An 18,214-nucleotide genomic window follows, 5' to 3' on the forward strand; every position below is an offset into this window, starting at 1 on the left:
CCCACGTTCTTACTCTGTGTTACCTGTTTGCATCATTTCCAACCGTTCTTTGTATTGCATAAGTAAGTAGCCCTGTTTGTTTAGTACGAAAGCATTGTGAAATAAAGATGGCTTAGTTTGTATTGTGTAAGTGATTCAAGCTAAAGTGACTAATGTATAAATCACTGATAAGGAATAAGTATGACGGGTTTAAAGAAAAATCTAGGCTTTACTCGTTTGGCACGAGGTGTTGCCGCTGCCTTACTTGTTACTCAAGTAACAGCGTGTGGCACATTGCTTTACCCTGAACGTCGTGGACAAACGAATGGCCAAATTGATATCGGTGTGGCGGCATTGGACGCCATTGGTTTACTGTTTTTCTTTGTTCCTGGTGTTGTGGCATTCGGTGTCGATTTCGTAACGGGGGCAATATATTTGCCTGGTGGCGGAATGGCCAGTTTAACGGAAGATGAATTGAACACCATTAAGAATGGCTCAGACTCAATCGATGTTGAGAAATTTAAAACTGTGATGGCGCAACGTAATGATATTGAGTTGCCTAAAGATATTTATACTGATCAATTGAATGTTGTTGCTATGTCTTCGCCCCAGTCTCTAAAAACGGCAATGAGCCTGAATGACCAGCGTGTTGCGGTTTCATCAGCTTACTAATTGGTTTAGACGAGCGTTATAGATAAGATATGTAACGTCTAAAAATAGGGTTATGGAGCACTTCTCTGTAACCCTATTTTTTTATGTTTTCGCAAGCTTTGTAAACAATCTCTTGCATTTGTTTGAGACCCTGATGCTTGTCTAGTGTAATGATTGATACTTGGGTTTTGATGATATCTTGCCAAATGTTGTCTGCAATTTTGATTGATTCCCCCTCTACTTGAATGACTATATCCACATCATGTTTGCGTATTAGGGCAGACACTTCACTGGGCGAAAATACTGTCACACCGTGAACCAGCGTTCTGTTATTCCAAGGTTCATCGTCTATGAAAGCGATAATATTCAGGGGTTGTCTAGCCTGTTTGTTTTGGTCGAGTAAGGACTTAGACAGCGCAAAGCAGAGGTAGTCAATACCAACAAAAATGAGCTTTTTGGGGATCGGCCTGCGTTTAAAGTATTTAGGCAGTAAACTCGTTAGTGCGTTAATCATCATGTCTCAAGTCGTTTTTGTGTAGCGTTGCTTTGGCCTGCCACCTGTTTTGTAATCGAGTGTCATGCAGACATAGCCTTGGGTTTCTAAATACTCAAGGTAGCGTCTTGCGGTGATGCGGCTAAGATTAATGGCATCGCCAACTTCTTCGGCAGTGAATGAATGTTCCTCTATGGTTTCAAGGTATTGATTAAGCTTTTCTAAGGTGTTCTCGTCAATGCCTTTTGGTGTTTTTCGGCTGCCGTCTTGAGAAGCGCTCTTTCGAAATAGCGCATCTATGTCTTGTTGATCGATTTTATTGTTTTTCGTTAGACGCTTTTTAAAATCTAAATAATCATCCAACGCCTGTAATACGCGAGACATGCGAATTGGTTTGACTAAGTAATCTATCACGCCAAGTTGGATGGCTTTTTCAATGGTCGTGGTTTCTCTTTCTGCCGTTGTCATGATAAAGGCGGCATTGAAACCACGCTGCTTTAAAGATTTTACTAAGCCAATCCCGTTTCCATCAGGAAGCGTAATGTCCACCATGATCAATTCTGGTTCGAATGCTTCGGCTTTTAATTCTGCTTCAATAATACTTTCACAGACTGCGATAACATGAAAATCATTGTGCTGGTTTACGGTACTTTCTAATACATAGCTAGCACGCAGATCATCTTCCACAATCATTACAGGAATGCGACTCATCTTATTAGTGCTCGTTTATCTAAATAAATACTAAACACAGTGGTGTTTTCTTCACTGCGCTCCCAATCCAGACTGCCATGATATTGGTCGACAACTTTTTTAACCAAATATAAGCCAATACCGTGTTGCTCTGTACTGTGCTTGCTGCTGACGCCAAAATCCAATATTCGGCTTTCTAGTTTTTCATCAATACCGGCGCCGCTGTCTTCAATTTGTATCATGATGTGGGCGTTACGATCACTGATATAGAGTTTAACAAATGGTGATGAATGCTGTCTGTTTGACCAGGCTGCCAGAAAGGCATTGTCTATTAGGTTTCCAACTAAAGTGACCAAGGCTTCATTTGCCTCAGAAGGGTAGTGACCTAATTGGCAATCGCTATCCATTTGCATGTCTACTTTTAAGTCTTTGGCTTTGTTGTGCTTAGCGAAAATAAGGCCTGCTACAGCACTGTTTTCGATGGTCTGAATAATGCGTTTTAGTATTATTTGGTCGCCGTCGCTTTCTTTTTGGAGGTATTCAATAGCGTCATCATAGCGCCCTGCTTGCAGCATACCAGACAGTACATTAAGTCGATTAGAATGCTCATGTGTTTTAGCACGTAATAAGTCAGCGTAATTCTTTGTGGAAATTAGCTCTTGTTCTAGAGACTTTTCACCGTGATCAGGAAAGAAGACGATGACATAGCCTACATTGCCTTTTTTACCTTTGATAGGGTAAAGGGTAGCGATAAATTCCAGAGCACCTAAATGAAACCTGTTTTGAGTGAGTTGGCCTTTTGCTTCTAAGATAAAATGGGAAAGACTTTGAGAGAGTTCTTTTAACGGCTTTCTGACAACTTGTGACGGGCTTAAAACGTTCATGGTTAACCATTCAACCGCTGTGCTGTTAATCGCGGTAATGCTCTGTTCATGATCAATGGCAACAATGCCATCGCGAATGCTGTCTAAAATTAATTCATGCTCTTTGAATTTCTGTACGATCTCTTCTGGTTCTAAGCTTAAAAAAGTCCGTTTTAACTTGGCGATCAAAAAAATCGCGATAACCACACCAAGTAAATAAACTAGCACAACAAGTAAGCCTGCTTCTTTTAAATGTTGATATATCAATTCGCTGGTAGTTTGAGATAAATAGCCAACGCTAACGGCCCCAATTACGTCTGAATTGTGTTTTATAGGTGTGAAATTGCGAATGGCTTCCCCTAGTGAACCGCTGGCGACATTGGTAAAAGCGATGCCTTGCTGTAGGACTGGGTATATATCGTCTCCTATAAAAGCTTTACCGATCAATGTGGGTGTTGGATGACTTAGACGAATGGCGTCTTTGTTTACGACAACAATATAAGATGCGTCTGTTTGCTGGCGAAGATTTTCGATGTGTTGCTCTAGGGAAGTAAATTGACCCGAATTGCTTGCTTTGACGGCCTGAATCACTTTTTCGTCTTGGGCAATGACTCGAGCTAGCTCCAACCCTCGTTTACTTATTCCTTCTAAATAGGCATTTTGTAGGGAATAGCCGAATACGAATGCCGCTGAAATGATAATGGCGGTAATGGTTGAAATTGTAATTAATGCTAAGTAGGACTTAAGTGTCATGTATGGATTATTACTTATGAAATAAGAGCGGTGATTATACAGCATACAGAGGGAACGGCTAAACAAAAGGGAAAAGCCTTGACGGACTTTTCCCTTTTGTTTGAAAGCTAGCAAGGTGATTATGCGGACTTGCTAGTTTATTAAATAACTTGTTGAAGTGTTATGCGATCGATTGCACCACAATTGTCGCCAATATCAGCATGAAGGCACCACCAATTCGCGATGAGATTTGTGCGAAAGGCATCAGCTCCATACGTTTACTTGCCGCAAGTACCGCTACGTCGCCTGTACCGCCCATGTTTGCCATGCAAAGCCCGCCAGTAATCGCAGCCTCGATTGGATAAAAGCCCATCAACCAGCCGATTAAGCCAGCACCAAAAACAGCGCCAAGTACGGTGATTAGAACTAGTAAGAAGTAGATTGGGGATAGAGCATTAAGAATTTGGTTCAGATCTGTGTATGCCACACCAATGCCGACCAATAGGGCTGGTGTTAGGTTGCCAACAACAAACTTGTACCAAGAAAAAGCAGCTTGCTCTAACGCCTTAGGCATAATGCCAGACACTTTGATAATAGCGATTGACAGGATCATTAGCGCATAAGTGTGCATGCTAATGTAGTTGGATAGAAAAGTACCAATGAAGTACATGCTGACAGCCAACAAAGCACCAACGCCAAGAGTGGTGACAGTCAATCCAGAGACTGTTTGGTCTTCTTCCTCAATCGGTTTTTGGCCGCGAATTAGTTGGCCATTACCTGTTAGGCTTGGGGACATCTGGCCGAGTTTATTGAGCAATCCCGCAATCACAATAGCGATAGCATTACCAATAGCCAATGCAGGAACCATTTGTGACATTAGCGTCTCTGCATTCATGCCCGTCTTTCCAGACATGATTTCAACAAGTGGCACAGCTCCAGCACCCATACCACCACCCATAATAGGCAGTGCTATTAACATCACGGAATCGTAAAAGTCTTTGCTCACCAGCATGCCAACTAGGCCTGTGAAGATACAAGCGAAGAAAGCAGACCCTAAAATCACCGGAATGTATTTTAATGCGGCTTGTTTTAGGGTTTGTGTGTCCATACCAAAAATGGAGCCCGTTACTAGACTGGCAACATAAAACGCTAAAAAGCCACCACTTTTCATGAAGGTTGTAATGTTGCTTTCAGCGCTAGAAGGAAACAAACCGCTGTGGAATAAGTAAGCAGAGCCGAAAATGACGACAATCGCGCCACCACCGAAGAACTGATTGATAATAGGGGTTCTGTCCCCAATGTAATTAAGGATGAAGCCGATGATGACCATAATACCCAAGGCACCGATCATTCCGCTGGGCATTTGGCCGGCAAACGTAGCCAATAGAATGGTAATTGCGGCAATAGCCAATATGATTTTACTGGTGCGTTGATCGCGCACTGTCATAGCATCATTACTGAACATGGTAGACTCTCTTGTTTTTTTGCTTGTTTTGATATGCGGCGCAGTCTACCAACCTTCGTTATAAGCGGAAGTTTCTTTTCTTCTAATGAAACTAAAAAGTGGTTTTGAAACTTTTGTAATGCAAGTTATTGTCACGTTTTACACAATAGCGTAAATTTTTCCCTTAATGATGAGTCTTTATCCATGACGTCATTTTGTCCGCTGGCATTGGCTTGGCAATGAAATAGCCTTGCCCAAATTGACAGCCAATCTCTAATAACGCCTGTTGAATTTCTTGGGATTCAACGCCTTCAGCAATGAGCTTGTAATTAAATGCTTGGCTTAAGGCAACGATACAAATCACGATAGATCGATCCTCAGGATTTTTTAATAGGTTTTGTACAAAGCTCTTATCGATTTTTAATGTGTTCAAAGGCAATTGTTTTAAATAGCTTAGGGACGCATATCCTGTCCCAAAGTCGTCCAATGCGACATGTACACCTAATTGGCCACAGGCTTTTACCACCTCAACGGCATGTTTGATGTCAGACATAGACACCGTTTCTAGGATCTCAATCTCTAATGCTTGAGGGTTTACAGCTGGAGTTTGCTCTAGTAACAGAGAGAGACGCTGAACAAAGTTGTGGTTTAACAAGTGAGCGGGAGCAATATTGACGCTAATGACGAGGCCTGGGGTATTCCAGATTGCGTGTTGCTTTAGAGCTTCTTTTAGAACCCATTCACCAATCAAAACCCCTGTGCTTGGGTGTTCTAATGCTTCGGAAAAAGTCTCCGGATACAATAAACCTAGGCTGGGATGGTGCCAACGAATCAGAGCTTCAACACCAATAAGTGTCTGTTTTATCATGTCAATCTGAGGTTGGTAATAGAGTTCAAATTCATTTAATGCGACACCTCGTTCAGCGGCTTGCAGCATGGTTCTGCGATCATATAGGCGCTTCTCTTCATGAGGATCGAAAAATAAAATGTTGTTACTACCGGAATTTTTAGCTTGATACATGGTTTGGTCAGCGCGACGTAATATGGTGTCAGCGTCTAGACTATTATCTGTCACCAAGGCTACGCCAACACTCGCAGAAACCTGTACTTGGCATTCGAACTCTGTCAGTTCAATAGGCGTGTTGATTAGGCTGATTAGCCTATTTAAGAACAGGTCGCATTCTTGCTTGCTGGCAATTCCTCTAAGCAGTAAGACAAATTCATCACCACCCATTCTAGAAAGCGTATCTTCTTTGCGAAGCAAATTTTTCAGACGATTCGCAATGGTAACCAAAACATAGTCACCCGTCTCATGGCCGTAATTATCGTTGACGGGTTTGAAATTATCCAAGTCCAAAAAAGCGACAGCAGCGGGTTCGTTGTTTTTAACGACCTGTTGCAACTTTTCTAATAGCAGCGGCCTGCTGGCTAACCCTGTAAGGTTGTCATAATGGGCCATATCGTGAAGTTTTTTTTCTAGCTCGGCACGATGCACTGAATTGATGATGGCGTGGATGAGTTTGTGGCTTTGTAGCTGACTTTTTAATAGGTAATCACTTGCTCCAAGCCTCATAGCCTCAGCTGCCACTTCTTCATCGCCTAATCCAGTGATCATGATGACAGCACAATGGTTATCCATCGTCGAACGAATACTATCTAGCAAAGTGAGTCCCGAAGTTAATCCCAAACGGTAGTCAATAATGACACAGTCAAAATCACTCTTGCTCAAATGCTCTAAAGAGTCTTCGACGGAAATCGCTTCAGATACGTGCGTTTTTATGTCTGATTTGGACAGCATTCTACGCAGACGTTCACGATCAACATCATCATCGTCAACAATCAGCAGCTTTAGTGTGGGCCCTTGGTAGGCTTCTAATAGGTCTACAGTGAATTGTGCTTCCATAGTAACTCCATGTTTAATGGTTTGGCTCAACAGCGTTTCTATAAGCGTCCATTAGCATGGCCAATTTAGCGAATTGTGGCCCAACAGCGGATTTCACCATGTAGCCTGCCACATTATTGTCATACGCTCGCGCTCGGTCGTTATCATCATTTGAAGTAGTAAGAATGAAAACGATGCAGTCTTGAAGGACTGGGTCTTCACGTATGTACTCTAAAAACTCAAAACCATTCATGACTGGCATATTTAAGTCTAGTAGTACCAAATAGGGTGCTGCTAATGTTCTGCTTGGATGGCGTTTTTCTAATATTTCTATCGCTGTCTTACCGTGTTCTGCATAAACCAAGCTGATATCGGGATCCACTTTTTTTAGGCTGCGAGTAATGGATTCAGCTGCAACATCATCGTCTTCAACAATAAGTACGTTTAGGTGTTCAATCATGGGTATCCTTCCTCAAAAATCGTGGCCACCATACATGGAATGTGACGCCTCTTTGTGGCGTATTTGCTTCAACGCTAATACGGCCACCGTGTGTTTCAACTAAGCGCCGACTAACAGATAGGCCTATACCAGTGCCACTGCGCTCGTTGGATGTTACTGTTTGAAATAAACGAAAAATGCGTGAGAAAGCCGCTTCTGGAATACCGGGTCCATCATCCGATATCGAGAAATGACAAAGATTATTTTCAGCAACACAGTGAATAAATATATTGCCAGTGTCCCGATCATGGTGTTTGATCGCGTTACTAATTAGGTTGCGAATGACCGTTTCTAACGGTGTCGATGTGGAAGTGAGATGTTTTAATTTGATATCTCTAGTAACGGTTATGCCTTTTGGAATAGGGATTAATTCGAATATATCATCTAGAAGCTTGTTGACGTCGATTTGTTGTGTGTTTGACTCGACTTTACCTGCTTTAGCATAAGTTAATAAATTGTCTATTAACTGTTCCATGCGCTCAATTCGAACCTCTATTCTGTCGAGGTTTCGTTTGACATCCGGAATAAGGCCAGAGTCTAAATCTTCTTTTATCCACTCTAATAAATCTGCAATACCTCGAAGTGGTGAGCGCAAATCATGAGAAGCCACATAGGTGAATTCTTCTAAGTTAGTATTTGTCTCTTTAAGATCTTGTTCCATACGTTTACGTTTGGTGATGTCCAGCAGAGAAACCAATACCATGTTATTGCCTGTTTCGTCTTCAAACGGGCTGAGGCCTATTTCAACTGGGAATTCTCGCCCATCTTTATGCAGTGCTGTTAGGTCGCGACCCACGCCCATCATTCTTGGTGTTGGCGTCTGGTGAAAAGTGTCGCGCAATTTACCGTGGTATTCGCGGTAGCGATGGGGTAAAAGCATATCCATTGACTGATTGATTAGCTCTTCAGCGGAATAACCAAAAGCTTGGCAAAGAGCGCTGTTTGTAAGTTGAATTATTCCACCAGCATCCACCGCTAGAATGCCATGAGGAGCGCTTTCAATAGAGCGTTGAAACATATTGTTAGCGCGTTGTCTTGCGGTTAAATCGATCAAGGTGGCTAATACAAAAGTGTGTCCGTTTTGCTGTATTGGGTTAAGCCCAATTTCTATTGGGATATGTTCACCATTTTTCTTGCGAGCGTATAAGGCTTGTCCTAACCCCATTTGACGCTTACGCGGTTGCGCAAAAAAATGCTGTATAAAGTTTTTGTGCTTATCTCTGAATTCTTCAGGCAGCAACATATCAATGTCAGCATTAAGCAGCTCTTCTTGGGAGTAGCCGAGAATATCAATAAGAGAGTCGTTAACGAATAGGATTCGTGTGTTGGCATTGACGACCATGGCCCCCATAGGTAAGTAAGTGACTAATTGTTTTAAAAAAAACTCATCCCTTGACGGGCTATTAGGCAGGTCAATTCTGCTATCTTCAACTTCAGTATGATCCATCATGTATTCCATATATCAAGAAGGCGCTCTATATATTGATAGACTAGAAATGACAGAACAGCAATTAGGTAAATATTGCTTTTTGTAAATATGGGAGGGTCTTAGGTGAGGGGAGGAAACTTTGGTAGGAATGGAATGCACGGCGAAGGACAGAACATTCGCATAGTGCTCTCTTATTAATGGCAAGAGAGCACGACAAAAAAGGTTTGCTAGTTACTAGTAGGCAGTTGTACAGGGTTAGTACTGAATAAGTAACCATCGAAATTAGGGTCTTGATGTTCTGACAACAGCATTAAGGTGTCTTTAACGTTTTCTAAATGTCGCCACATGGCCATACGAGCCGCATCAGGCTTCTTTTGTTGAATCGCAAGCAGAATATTCTCGTGATCAATAAGCCATTTTTTTCGGTAAGCCTGATCAATGATGTGGGAGTGAAGTTGTTTCCACATGGGGCTATTTTCACGGCGTTCCCATAGAGTTTTGACAAGGTCGACCAAAACGCTATTTTGCGTTGCTTCAGCGATCGCCAAATGAAACAACTTATCAGCCTCATGATTTTTGTCGGCTGTGTCTATTGTCTGCTTTTCCAGCTCTAGTGCATCGCGCATTTTGAGAATGTCTTTCTTGGTTGCCTGGCTGGCTGCAAATTCTGCAACATGACTTTCAAGCAGTTGCCTTGCTTGCATCATTTCAAATGGGCCAACATCATCCTTGTCTAATGATTCTTCAAATCGATCGGTCGATTTAATGCTAGTGGGTTGCTTTAAAAGATAAACACCGCTGCCTTTACGAACTTCAACCACCTCCATCAGTTCAAGCATGATTAGTGCTTCACGAAGTAAGGTTCTGCTGACGCCTAATTGTTCGGCGATATCGCGTTCCGGTGGTAAACGGTCTCCGATCTGATATCTGCCTTTTCTAAGTTCCTCGTATAATTTAAGGCCTACCTCTTGGTAAAGGCGCTTTGGTTTTACAAGACTGTTTATCATGGCGTTCTACTTTAATTTTAATAATAGTGAGAGATCAGAGGTCGATAGACTAATGTACTAAAAAGAGGGAGCTTTAATAAGTAAGCGACTCTTATTAAGAGGTAACCCAATAAGAGTCGCTGGATTTTGCTTATTTGTCGAGTGCTTTTATTGCTTTCACATAAGATGAAATCGCAGGGTTCTCTGCTGCGGCTTCATGCATTGGAGCAACGGCTTTAATAAAGGCGTCTTTATCAGCCTGAAGAACTTCTACGCCCATTTTTTCAGCTTTTTTAAGCTCTTCTACCGTGTATTCCGCCCAAAGTGTCTTCATGAACGCTGTCGCGTCTTTACCCGCAGCGATTACGGCTGCTTTGTTATCATCAGACAATCCTTCCCAAGTGCTAGCGCTGATAACTAATACATCAGGAATCATAGCGTGTTCATCTTCGGTGTAATATTTCGCCACTTCACCATGACGGTAGGTCGTTACAGCGCCAATGTTGTTTTCGGCACCATCAACCACACGTTGTTGTAGTGCAGTGTACAGCTCACCAAATGGTAGTGGGGTTGGAGATGCACCCATTAATTCCATCATTTTAATCGCGCTAGGGCTTGGCTGAACGCGAATTTTCATGCCTTTCAAATCGGCTGGTGTTCGAACAGGCTTAGTTGTGTAGAAGTTACGAGAACCTGCATCAAAATACGCTACACCGACAAAACCGTATTTTTCAGAAGAGCGCAGGATTTTTTGGCCAATGTCTTCACTTTCAAGTGCGCGATAAAAGTGTTCACGATCTCTAAAGATGTAAGGGATGTTGAAAGCGCCGTAACCTGGGTCAAATGACTCAAGTTCACTGGCGTTTGATTTCGCCATGTCGAGCGCGCCACTTTGAAGTAATTCTAGAGACTCACGTTGTGTACCTAATTGTCCATTTGGGTAAACACGAACTTTCAAATCACCATCTGTCTTTTCTTTTACTTCATCAGCGAAGAATTTAAGAGCTTTATGGACAGGGGATTTTGTGTCGCCGTTATGACTAAGTTTTAGAGTTTGAGCGAAACTCATAGAAGAGGCACCCATCAAGCCGCCAATGATGACTGCTGTAGCAAGGTGTAACTTAGTTTTTTTGATATTTAACATTTTGTAAATCTCCGTTTTGATATTTTTATAATGTTTTAGATTATCAAAGTGTGTTGTTTCGAGTTCGAATAATTGCACGCAAGTTGATTTTGGTCAACCAATCCGTCTGATTAGTTGACCAAATTTGATGTTTGGTTCAATATGTCGTTGGTTAATAGGCGCTGTTTTGCGCTTTTAGTCTCTTTTGGGGGTAGTAAATGGCGAAATTCATTCATGTGGTCGACCGCATATTATCGACAATTTGTATCACTTTGATGGTGGTATTGGTGTCGTGTGTGGTGTGGCAAGTGTTCTCTCGATATGTTCTTGGTGCGCCAAGTACATCAACTGATGAGATTGCTAGGTTCTTGTTTATTTGGGTTGCTTTGTTAGGTGCGGCTTTCACATTAGGGCAGAAAAAGCATCTGGCGATGGACTTTGTTTTGCTGATGTTGGATGGCAATAAAAAAGCCACCTTGCAATTGGTCATTACATTAATTGGTGTGTTTTTCGCGGCTGTAATTATGGTGTATGGCGGTGGATCATTGATGATGAAAACGTTGAATGTTGGTCAAGTCTCTCCTGTTTTAGGGTTGCAAATGGGCTGGATTTATTCCGCAATTCCAATCAGTGGCGTATTCATGATCTCGTATTTGGTAAGAGATTTGGTCACACCAAGCCAAGATTAAAAAAATTTACATGTTAAAGAATTCCGCTGTTTTCTAGCGTCTTAGCGGTCTAAAAAATTCTGATAATAAGGATAAAAAACGTGGAATGGTTAATTGCACTTGTTTTATTTGGTAGTTTTTTCGGAATGCTGGTACTTGGCGTACCCATTTCTTTTTCCATTGCGATTGCTTCGCTGCTGTCTATTATGGTTTCTCTGCCGTTTGATGCGGCCTTATCTGTTGTTTCGCAAAAAATTGCGTCAGGCATGGACAGTTTCACTTTGCTGGCGATCCCGTTTTTCATTCTCGCTGGTAATATAATGAACCGTGGCGGGCTGGCATTAAGATTGATTGAATTTTCTAAGTTGTTAGCTGGGCGTTTACCAGGTTCTTTAGGCCATGTGAATGTGATTGCTAATATGCTGTTTGGCTCGATTTCTGGTTCTGCCGTTGCGGCGGCTGCTGCGGTGGGCGGTACTATGGCGCCATTGCAGAAAAAGAGTGGCTACGACCCTGTATTTTCCACAGCAGTAAACATATCTTCTAGCCCCGCAGGCCTATTGATTCCACCTAGTAATGCTTTAATTGTTTACTCCCTGATTTCTGGTGGTACCTCGATTAGTGCTTTGTTCTTAGGCGGCTATTTGCCTGGTATATTAATGGGCGCGTGTGTGATGTTGGCCGTTGCTGTCGTGTCTAAAAAGAAAAACTACCCAGTTTCTGAACCAGTTTCTATGACCGAAGCTGGACGAATTACGCTTCGAGCTTTGCCTAGCCTAGGACTTATTGTGGTCATCATGGGTGGTATTATCGGTGGTGTTTTTACAGCCACAGAAGCGTCTGCTGTCGCGGTTGTGTACTCGCTATTGCTAGCCTTGATTTATCGTGAAGTGACGATTAAAGATATGCCGAGCATTATTCTAGGCTCCATCATGACTGCTTCTATGATCATGTTGTTGATCGGGGCGTCTATGGCAATGGCTTGGGCAATGGCAAACGGTGATATCCCTTATGCTGTAAGTGATGTGCTTCTGGCTCTTTCTGATAACCCTATTATTATCTTGTTGATTATTAACTTAATTTTGCTTGTTGTCGGTATCTTTATGGATATGACACCAGCGTTGTTAATCTTCACACCTATTTTCTTACCTATTGCGCAAGAGCTTGGTATCGATCCAGTTCACTTCGGCATCATCATCACATTTAACTTATGTATTGGTATTTGTACTCCTCCAGTCGGCAGCGCCTTGTTTGTTGGTTGCTCTGTAAGTGGCGTCAAAATTGACCAAGTGATTAAGCCGTTGTTGCCTATCTTTGGTTTACTCTTATTGGCGTTGTTGGCAGTGACTTTCATTCCAGAAATTAGCCTGTTTTTACCGTCTCTTTTACTTGGGTACTAGTTTAGAAGCGTGCGAATTTTAACGATATTTGGAGATATGTATTTATGAAGCCAATTAAGAATTGGAAGCTTCTAGGTGTTGAAGGCAATCGTGTAGACGTCCAGTGTGACGATCGCCATGTGCTGCATTTTTTCGTTCTAGAATCTAACGTGATTCGTGTTTTACTAAAAAAGAACGCTACATTGCAGCTTGAAAGCAGCTGGTGTGTTTCTCCTAATGATAGCGAAACAGGCTGGGAAGGGCGCGACCGTATGAGTACGGAAGGCTTTACTTGTCCAGAATTTAACGTGTCAGAGCAGGGGGATCAGCTAAGCATTGCTTCCGACGCTCTTCGCGTTACTCTATCGAAGCCACTAAAGCTTACATGGGAATATGCCGACGCGACTGGCGAATGGCATTATCTTGCAGCAGACCGCCAAAGCGGTGCCTATATGCTGGGCGTGCAAAGTAACGATATCCATCATTATATGGCTCGTGATTTGTCTGAAAAATATTATGGATTGGGTGAGAAGGCTGGTGATTTGAATCGTCATGGTTCTCGATACCAAATGCGTAATATTGATGCGATGGGTTACGATGCGAAAAATACCGACCCTTTGTATAAACATATTCCGTTCTACATTACGAAAACCGAGCAAGCGAGTTTTGGTATTTTCTACGATAACTTATCAACCAGCTGGTTTGATTTGGGTAACGAGCTTGATAACTATCATGGCTATTACCGCAGTTATCACGCTGATGAAGGCGACCTCGATTTCTACTTCATGTACGGTGAAAAAGTCTTAGATGTGACCAAAACCTATGTCAACCTAACAGGTCGTACCATCTTTGGCCCTAAGTGGAGCCTTGGTTACAGTGGTTCCACCATGCTTTATACGGATGCGGAAAACGCTCAAGAGCAGTTAGGCGACTTTATTAAGCATTGTGATAATCACAACATGCCATGCGATTCTTTTCAGCTTTCGTCTGGTTATACCTCAATTGGTAATAAGCGCTACGTATTTAACTGGAACACCAGCAAGGTACCAAACCCACTTAAATTGAGTGAAGACTTCCATAAGGCGGGTCTTAAACTAGCGGCCAATATCAAGCCTTGTTTGCTGCAAGATCACCCGCGCTTTGATGAAGTCGCGTCGCAGAATTTATTCATTCAAGACTCTGAATTCGACGCCCCTGAGTCTTCACAATTTTGGGATGATTCAGGGTCACACTTGGACTTCACTAACCCAAAAACCATTCAGTGGTGGAAAACAAATGTTACCGAGCAGCTGCTTGAAAAGGGCATTGATTCTACTTGGAATGATAACAACGAATACGAAGTGTGGGACAGCAATGCTCGTTGTGTTGGCTTTGGTAAACAAACACCAATCAAGTTAATTCGTCCGCTACAACCTTTGCTAATGATGCGTGCCTCTTTCGAAGCACAAACGGAATTCGCACCAAGCCTGCGCCCATATTTGATTTCGCGATCCGGTTGCCCAGGCATGCAGCGCTACGTGCAAACATGGAGTGGTGACAACCGTACTAACTGGCAAACTTTGCGTTACAACACTCGCATGGGGGTTGGTATGAACCTTTCTGGTTTGTATAACATGGGCCATGACGTGGGTGGGTTCTCTGGTGATCGTCCAGATCCTGAATTGTTTGTACGCTGGGTTCAAAATGGTGTCATGCATCCTCGTTTCACTATTCATTCTTGGAATGATGATAAAACGGTTAACGAGCCTTGGATGTATCCAGAGGTGACGCCAATTATTCGTGAAGCCATGGCGCTTCGTTACCGCTTGATGCCTTATTTGTATAACCTACTTTGGCAAGCACACAAGCACCACGAACCTATGCTGCGTGCGACTTTCTTAGATCACGAAGGCGATGCTCGTACTTATGAAGAGTGCGACGACTTTTTGCTAGGTCAAGATCTATTGGTTGCCTCTGTGGTGGAGCAGGGACAACGAACTCGTCCTGTTTATTTGCCTGATAATGGTGAAGGTTGGTATGACTTCCATCGCAAGACTTGGTATGCCGGCGGACAAGACATTAGGTTACCTGCTGCATTAGAAGAAATTCCGCTACTTGCTCGTGCCGGTAGTGTGATTCCTACCAGCAGTCGTATTGCTCATGTGGACGCAGAAAAAGACACACAACGCCAGTTCCTTGTTTTCCCATTTAAAGGTGCAGGGCAGCGCAACGTATCAGTGTTTGATGATGATGGCCTAAGCAACGGCTACCTAGATGGCAAGTATCTGATGCTAAACATGACATTAACATCGGATCTAGAGCGTATTGATTTGGCAGTATCAAGTGAGGGTGAATGGCAACCAGCTTACAGCGAAGTGAGCTTTGTTCTGCCTAGCAATGAGTTACGCCCTTTCTACGTCAATGGCAAGCGAGTGCAAGCATCTCAAACTGTTGCCTTAAACGAACTAGCCTAAGCCGAGGAATGACATGAAAAACTTTATGACAGAAGATTTTTTGCTTACAACGGAAACGGCCAAGCGCCTTTATCATGACTACGCGGCTGAGCAACCAATCTACGATTACCATTGTCATCTAAGCCCTCAAGAGATTGCTGAGAATCGCCGTTTTAGCGACCTTGGCGAGATCTGGTTGGAAGGTGACCATTACAAGTGGCGCGCTATGCGCGCCGCAGGTATGGAAGAGCGTTTAATCACCGGAGACGCTAGCTTTAAAGAAAAATACCAAGCTTGGTCTAAAACTGTCCCTCAGTGCATAGGCAATCCAATTTACCATTGGACTCACCTAGAGTTGCGCCGTCCATTTGGCGTCACAGATGTGCTGTTTTCTCCAAAAACAGCCGACGCTATTTGGGAGCAGTGCAATGATATGTTGCAGCAACCAGAGTTTTTCGCACGTGGCATTATGCAGCAAATGAATGTGAAAATGGTTGGCACCACGGATGACCCAGCGGATAGCCTTGAACACCATAAGTTTATCGCTAACGACAGCAGTTTTGACATTGCTGTGACGCCAAGCTGGCGACCTGATCGCGCTTTTAAAGTCGATCATGTTGGCTTCAAAGATTACTTAAACAAACTGGGTAAAGCTGCCGACATAAACATTGTTCGCTTTAAAGATCTGATTGATGCCTTAGCGCAACGTCTAGAAGTATTTGATGCTCATGGTTGTCGTAGTGCCGATCACGGTATTGAAATCATGCGCTTTGCTAACGAACCAAGCGAAGCTGAATTGGATTCTATTCTATCCAAACGCGTTAATGAGCAACCGCTAACCGAACTTGAAATAGCGCAATTTTCCAGCGCCGTTCAAGTGTGGTTAGGCAAGCAATACGCTAAAAAAGGCTGGGTGATGCAGTTGCACATTGGTGCGCGCCGAAACAATTCATCCAGAATGTTCAAACTGGTTGGTGGTGATTCTGGTTTTGACTCTATGGATGATCGCGCTTACGCAGAGCCATTGTCTGGATTCTTGAATGCTTTAGATCAGACTGATGAACTACCAAAAACCATCCTTTACTGCTTGAATCCAATTCATAATGAAATGCTGGCAACCATGGCGGGTAACTTCCAAGGTGGCGGCATTGCAGGCAAGGTGCAATTTGGTTCTGGCTGGTGGTTTAACGATCAACTGGATGGCATGCAGCGCCAGCTTACCAGTGTGGCTCAAATGGGCTTGTTGAGCCAATTTGTCGGTATGCTAACCGACTCTCGTAGCTTTTTGTCCTATACCCGTCATGAGTATTTCCGTCGTTTGTTGTGCGACATGATTGGTGGTTGGGTTGAGCGTGGTGAGGCTCCTGCAGATATGGCGCTATTAAGTGGCATGGTGGAAGGAATTTGTTCTGAAAACGCTAAGAAGTACTTTGGCTTCCAGAATTAATCTCGTAAGGCTGCGCTATTTTATCGTTACAACCTAAGGAACCATCATGATTAGCATAAAAACAACAAATACCTTATATGCGCCAGACAAGGTAGATGTTGGCATTGTTCATATTGGATTGGGGGCTTTTCATCGTGCCCATCAAGCAGTTTATATCGAAAAAAATCTTAATCGTCACCAAGGTGGTGATTGGGGAATTTGTGCCGTTAATATTCGCTCGAATACCCAGTTGGTTGATCAGCTGAAAGCCAATAATTGTCGATATCATATTGCCGAATATCAGGATAGTCAGAATGTCGAGTTGCGAGAAGTCAACGCGATTCGTGACGCTTTATTTGCGGGCACTGATAAAGAACCTTTGTTTGAAAAACTGGTGTCGCCAAAGACCAAGATCGTCACTTTAACCGTGACCGAGAAGGGCTATTACTTGGCGCCAGCCGATAAAACATTGCGTCTAGATGATCCAAGTATTCAGCATGACATACAGAATCCCACAGCACCGAAAACGGCGCCTGGAATTTTAGTTGAAGCCTTGTATCGCAGAAAAGAATCTGGCTTGCCAGCGTTTACTGTCTTGTCTTGTGACAATATGCCCAATAATGGCAGCTTGACCCGTCAAGCTGTGTGTGGATTAGCTGAGCACCGTTCTACTGAGTTCGCCCAATGGATTCAAGATAACGTTGCTTTCCCTAGCTCTATGGTTGACAGAATCGTACCAGCTATGTCGGACGCTTCTCGTGAACGCTTGCAGTCAGAACTGCAGTGTGACGATGAAAATGCCGTCATGTGTGAAGCCTTTAGCCAATGGGTTGTCGAAGACAACTTCCCACAAGGTCGCCCAGACTGGGAAGAAGATGGCGTACAAATGGTGGCAGATGTACATCCATTTGAAACTATGAAGCTTCGTCTGTTGAACGGGAGTCATTCTTTGTTGGCGTATGTTGGTTTAGCAGCCAAACATCAAACAGTTGCACAAGCGGTAGCGGATGAAAAATTCGCTAACTTAATTCGTCACTATATGAGTGTTGAAGCCTCGCCTACCTTGGATTTACCTGAAGAGGTGCAAGTACAGGCTTACATTGATAGTTTGATCAGCCGATTTGCCAATGACAGCCTGCAGCATCAGTTGTCACAAATAGCGATGGATGGATCACAGAAGATCCCGCAACGCTGGTTGAGTGGCGCAGAAGAACGCTTAGCTACCAGATCCAGTCTTGCTGCGACCGCATTAGGCGTGGCGGCGTGGTTGTTCTATGTACGTGGCGAAGACCTTGATGGCAATAAACATCAAGTTGATGACCCAATGGCACAGACATTAAGTGAGCTCCATGCTCGCTGTTCAGACCCAGAATCATTGGTACACGAAGCTCTAAAATTGAACGATATATTTTCAAATACACTCAGCCAAAACGAGGCATTCTCTGTTGCTGTGCTGAGCGCTTACAAAACACTTATTTCAAGTGGTGTTGTGGAATGTCTGTCATTCAATAACAACACTGCGAATTTCGGAGGATAAA

General features: G+C 43.2%; 15 protein-coding genes. 6 read left to right on the forward strand and 9 right to left on the reverse strand.

What is annotated here, in order from left to right; translation table 11 throughout:
* Positions 1 to 180 precede the first annotated feature (180 nt).
* Positions 181 to 651 carry a hypothetical protein gene (locus DFP75_RS18480; protein ID WP_217495003.1) on the forward strand — a complete coding sequence of 157 codons (471 nt, stop codon included), beginning with the start codon at positions 181 to 183 and terminating at the stop codon, positions 649 to 651.
* A 73-nt stretch (positions 652 to 724) separates the two neighbouring features.
* Here DFP75_RS18480 and DFP75_RS01800 read toward each other — a convergent pair whose 3' ends face one another.
* From DFP75_RS01800 to DFP75_RS01840, 9 genes are all read right to left on the reverse strand, one after another.
* Positions 725 to 1,147, reverse strand: coding sequence for a nucleoside-diphosphate sugar epimerase/dehydratase (locus tag DFP75_RS01800; RefSeq protein WP_245926928.1), 423 nt, complete (start codon positions 1,145 to 1,147; stop codon positions 725 to 727).
* Positions 1,148 to 1,150: 3 nt separating this feature from the next.
* Positions 1,151 to 1,834 carry a response regulator gene (locus tag DFP75_RS01805; protein ID WP_110571790.1) on the reverse strand — a complete coding sequence of 228 codons (684 nt, stop codon included), beginning with the start codon at positions 1,832 to 1,834 and terminating at the stop codon, positions 1,151 to 1,153.
* A complete protein-coding gene (locus DFP75_RS01810) occupies positions 1,831 to 3,429 on the reverse strand; it encodes a sensor histidine kinase (RefSeq protein ID WP_175404910.1) in 1,599 nt (532 codons plus the stop codon). Before DFP75_RS01810 ends, DFP75_RS01805 begins: the two co-directional genes overlap by 4 nt.
* A 160-nt stretch (positions 3,430 to 3,589) precedes the next feature.
* Complete coding sequence (locus DFP75_RS01815; RefSeq protein ID WP_110571791.1) at positions 3,590 to 4,873, reverse strand: 2-hydroxycarboxylate transporter family protein; 1,284 nt, start codon at positions 4,871 to 4,873, stop codon at positions 3,590 to 3,592.
* A gap of 163 nt (positions 4,874 to 5,036) precedes the next feature.
* Positions 5,037 to 6,755: a GGDEF domain-containing response regulator gene (locus DFP75_RS01820; protein ID WP_110571792.1), complete on the reverse strand. Its 1,719-nt coding sequence runs from the start codon at positions 6,753 to 6,755 to the stop codon at positions 5,037 to 5,039.
* Positions 6,756 to 6,768: 13 nt separating this feature from the next.
* On the reverse strand, positions 6,769 to 7,194 hold the full coding sequence (locus tag DFP75_RS01825) for a response regulator (protein ID WP_110571793.1): 426 nt from the start codon (positions 7,192 to 7,194) through the stop codon (positions 6,769 to 6,771).
* Positions 7,187 to 8,680, reverse strand: coding sequence for a sensor histidine kinase (locus DFP75_RS01830; protein ID WP_110571794.1), 1,494 nt, complete (start codon positions 8,678 to 8,680; stop codon positions 7,187 to 7,189). The genes DFP75_RS01825 and DFP75_RS01830 overlap by 8 nt, the downstream gene beginning before the upstream one ends.
* A gap of 209 nt (positions 8,681 to 8,889) precedes the next feature.
* Positions 8,890 to 9,669, reverse strand: a complete 780-nt coding sequence (locus DFP75_RS01835; protein WP_110571795.1) for an FCD domain-containing protein — start codon at positions 9,667 to 9,669, stop codon at positions 8,890 to 8,892.
* Positions 9,670 to 9,799: 130 nt separating this feature from the next.
* On the reverse strand, positions 9,800 to 10,792 hold the full coding sequence (locus tag DFP75_RS01840; RefSeq protein WP_110571796.1) for a TRAP transporter substrate-binding protein: 993 nt from the start codon (positions 10,790 to 10,792) through the stop codon (positions 9,800 to 9,802).
* A gap of 197 nt (positions 10,793 to 10,989) precedes the next feature.
* Here DFP75_RS01840 and DFP75_RS01845 point away from each other — a divergent pair, with 197 nt between their 5' ends.
* From DFP75_RS01845 to DFP75_RS01865, 5 genes are all read left to right on the forward strand, one after another.
* Positions 10,990 to 11,460, forward strand: a complete 471-nt coding sequence (locus tag DFP75_RS01845) for a TRAP transporter small permease (RefSeq protein ID WP_110571797.1) — start codon at positions 10,990 to 10,992, stop codon at positions 11,458 to 11,460.
* 80 nt (positions 11,461 to 11,540) lie between these two features.
* Positions 11,541 to 12,839, forward strand: a complete 1,299-nt coding sequence (locus DFP75_RS01850) for a TRAP transporter large permease (RefSeq protein ID WP_110571798.1) — start codon at positions 11,541 to 11,543, stop codon at positions 12,837 to 12,839.
* Between the two features lie 44 nt (positions 12,840 to 12,883).
* Positions 12,884 to 15,271 (forward strand): glycoside hydrolase family 31 protein, encoded by a 2,388-nt coding sequence (locus tag DFP75_RS01855; RefSeq protein WP_110571799.1) that lies wholly within the window; start codon positions 12,884 to 12,886, stop codon positions 15,269 to 15,271.
* 13 nt (positions 15,272 to 15,284) lie between these two features.
* On the forward strand, positions 15,285 to 16,697 hold the full coding sequence (uxaC, locus tag DFP75_RS01860) for a glucuronate isomerase (RefSeq protein WP_110571800.1): 1,413 nt from the start codon (positions 15,285 to 15,287) through the stop codon (positions 16,695 to 16,697).
* A 46-nt stretch (positions 16,698 to 16,743) separates the two neighbouring features.
* Positions 16,744 to 18,213, forward strand: a complete 1,470-nt coding sequence (locus DFP75_RS01865) for a mannitol dehydrogenase family protein (protein WP_110571801.1) — start codon at positions 16,744 to 16,746, stop codon at positions 18,211 to 18,213.
* The last annotated feature ends 1 nt before the right edge of the window (position 18,214 follow it).

The sequence above is a fragment of the Marinomonas alcarazii genome, from assembly GCF_003208215.1.
Lineage (GTDB): Bacteria > Pseudomonadota > Gammaproteobacteria > Pseudomonadales > Marinomonadaceae > Marinomonas > Marinomonas alcarazii.

Bases quoted from the DNA above. Each gene is read 5' to 3' on its own strand.
- DFP75_RS01830 (WP_110571794.1), bottom strand. From the start codon at position 8,680: ATGGATCATACTGAAGTTGAAGATAGCAGAATTGACCTGCCTAATAGC.
- DFP75_RS01865 (WP_110571801.1), top strand. From the start codon at position 16,744: ATGATTAGCATAAAAACAACAAATACCTTATATGCGCCAGACAAGGTA.
- DFP75_RS18480 (WP_217495003.1), top strand. From the start codon at position 181: ATGACGGGTTTAAAGAAAAATCTAGGCTTTACTCGTTTGGCACGAGGT.
- DFP75_RS01810 (WP_175404910.1), bottom strand. From the start codon at position 3,429: ATGACACTTAAGTCCTACTTAGCATTAATTACAATTTCAACCATTACC.
- DFP75_RS01825 (WP_110571793.1), bottom strand. From the start codon at position 7,194: ATGATTGAACACCTAAACGTACTTATTGTTGAAGACGATGATGTTGCA.
- DFP75_RS01820 (WP_110571792.1), bottom strand. From the start codon at position 6,755: ATGGAAGCACAATTCACTGTAGACCTATTAGAAGCCTACCAAGGGCCC.
- DFP75_RS01805 (WP_110571790.1), bottom strand. From the start codon at position 1,834: ATGAGTCGCATTCCTGTAATGATTGTGGAAGATGATCTGCGTGCTAGC.
- DFP75_RS01835 (WP_110571795.1), bottom strand. From the start codon at position 9,669: ATGATAAACAGTCTTGTAAAACCAAAGCGCCTTTACCAAGAGGTAGGC.
- DFP75_RS01840 (WP_110571796.1), bottom strand. From the start codon at position 10,792: ATGTTAAATATCAAAAAAACTAAGTTACACCTTGCTACAGCAGTCATC.
- uxaC (WP_110571800.1), top strand. From the start codon at position 15,285: ATGAAAAACTTTATGACAGAAGATTTTTTGCTTACAACGGAAACGGCC.
- DFP75_RS01845 (WP_110571797.1), top strand. From the start codon at position 10,990: ATGGCGAAATTCATTCATGTGGTCGACCGCATATTATCGACAATTTGT.
- DFP75_RS01815 (WP_110571791.1), bottom strand. From the start codon at position 4,873: ATGTTCAGTAATGATGCTATGACAGTGCGCGATCAACGCACCAGTAAA.
- DFP75_RS01800 (WP_245926928.1), bottom strand. From the start codon at position 1,147: ATGATGATTAACGCACTAACGAGTTTACTGCCTAAATACTTTAAACGC.
- DFP75_RS01855 (WP_110571799.1), top strand. From the start codon at position 12,884: ATGAAGCCAATTAAGAATTGGAAGCTTCTAGGTGTTGAAGGCAATCGT.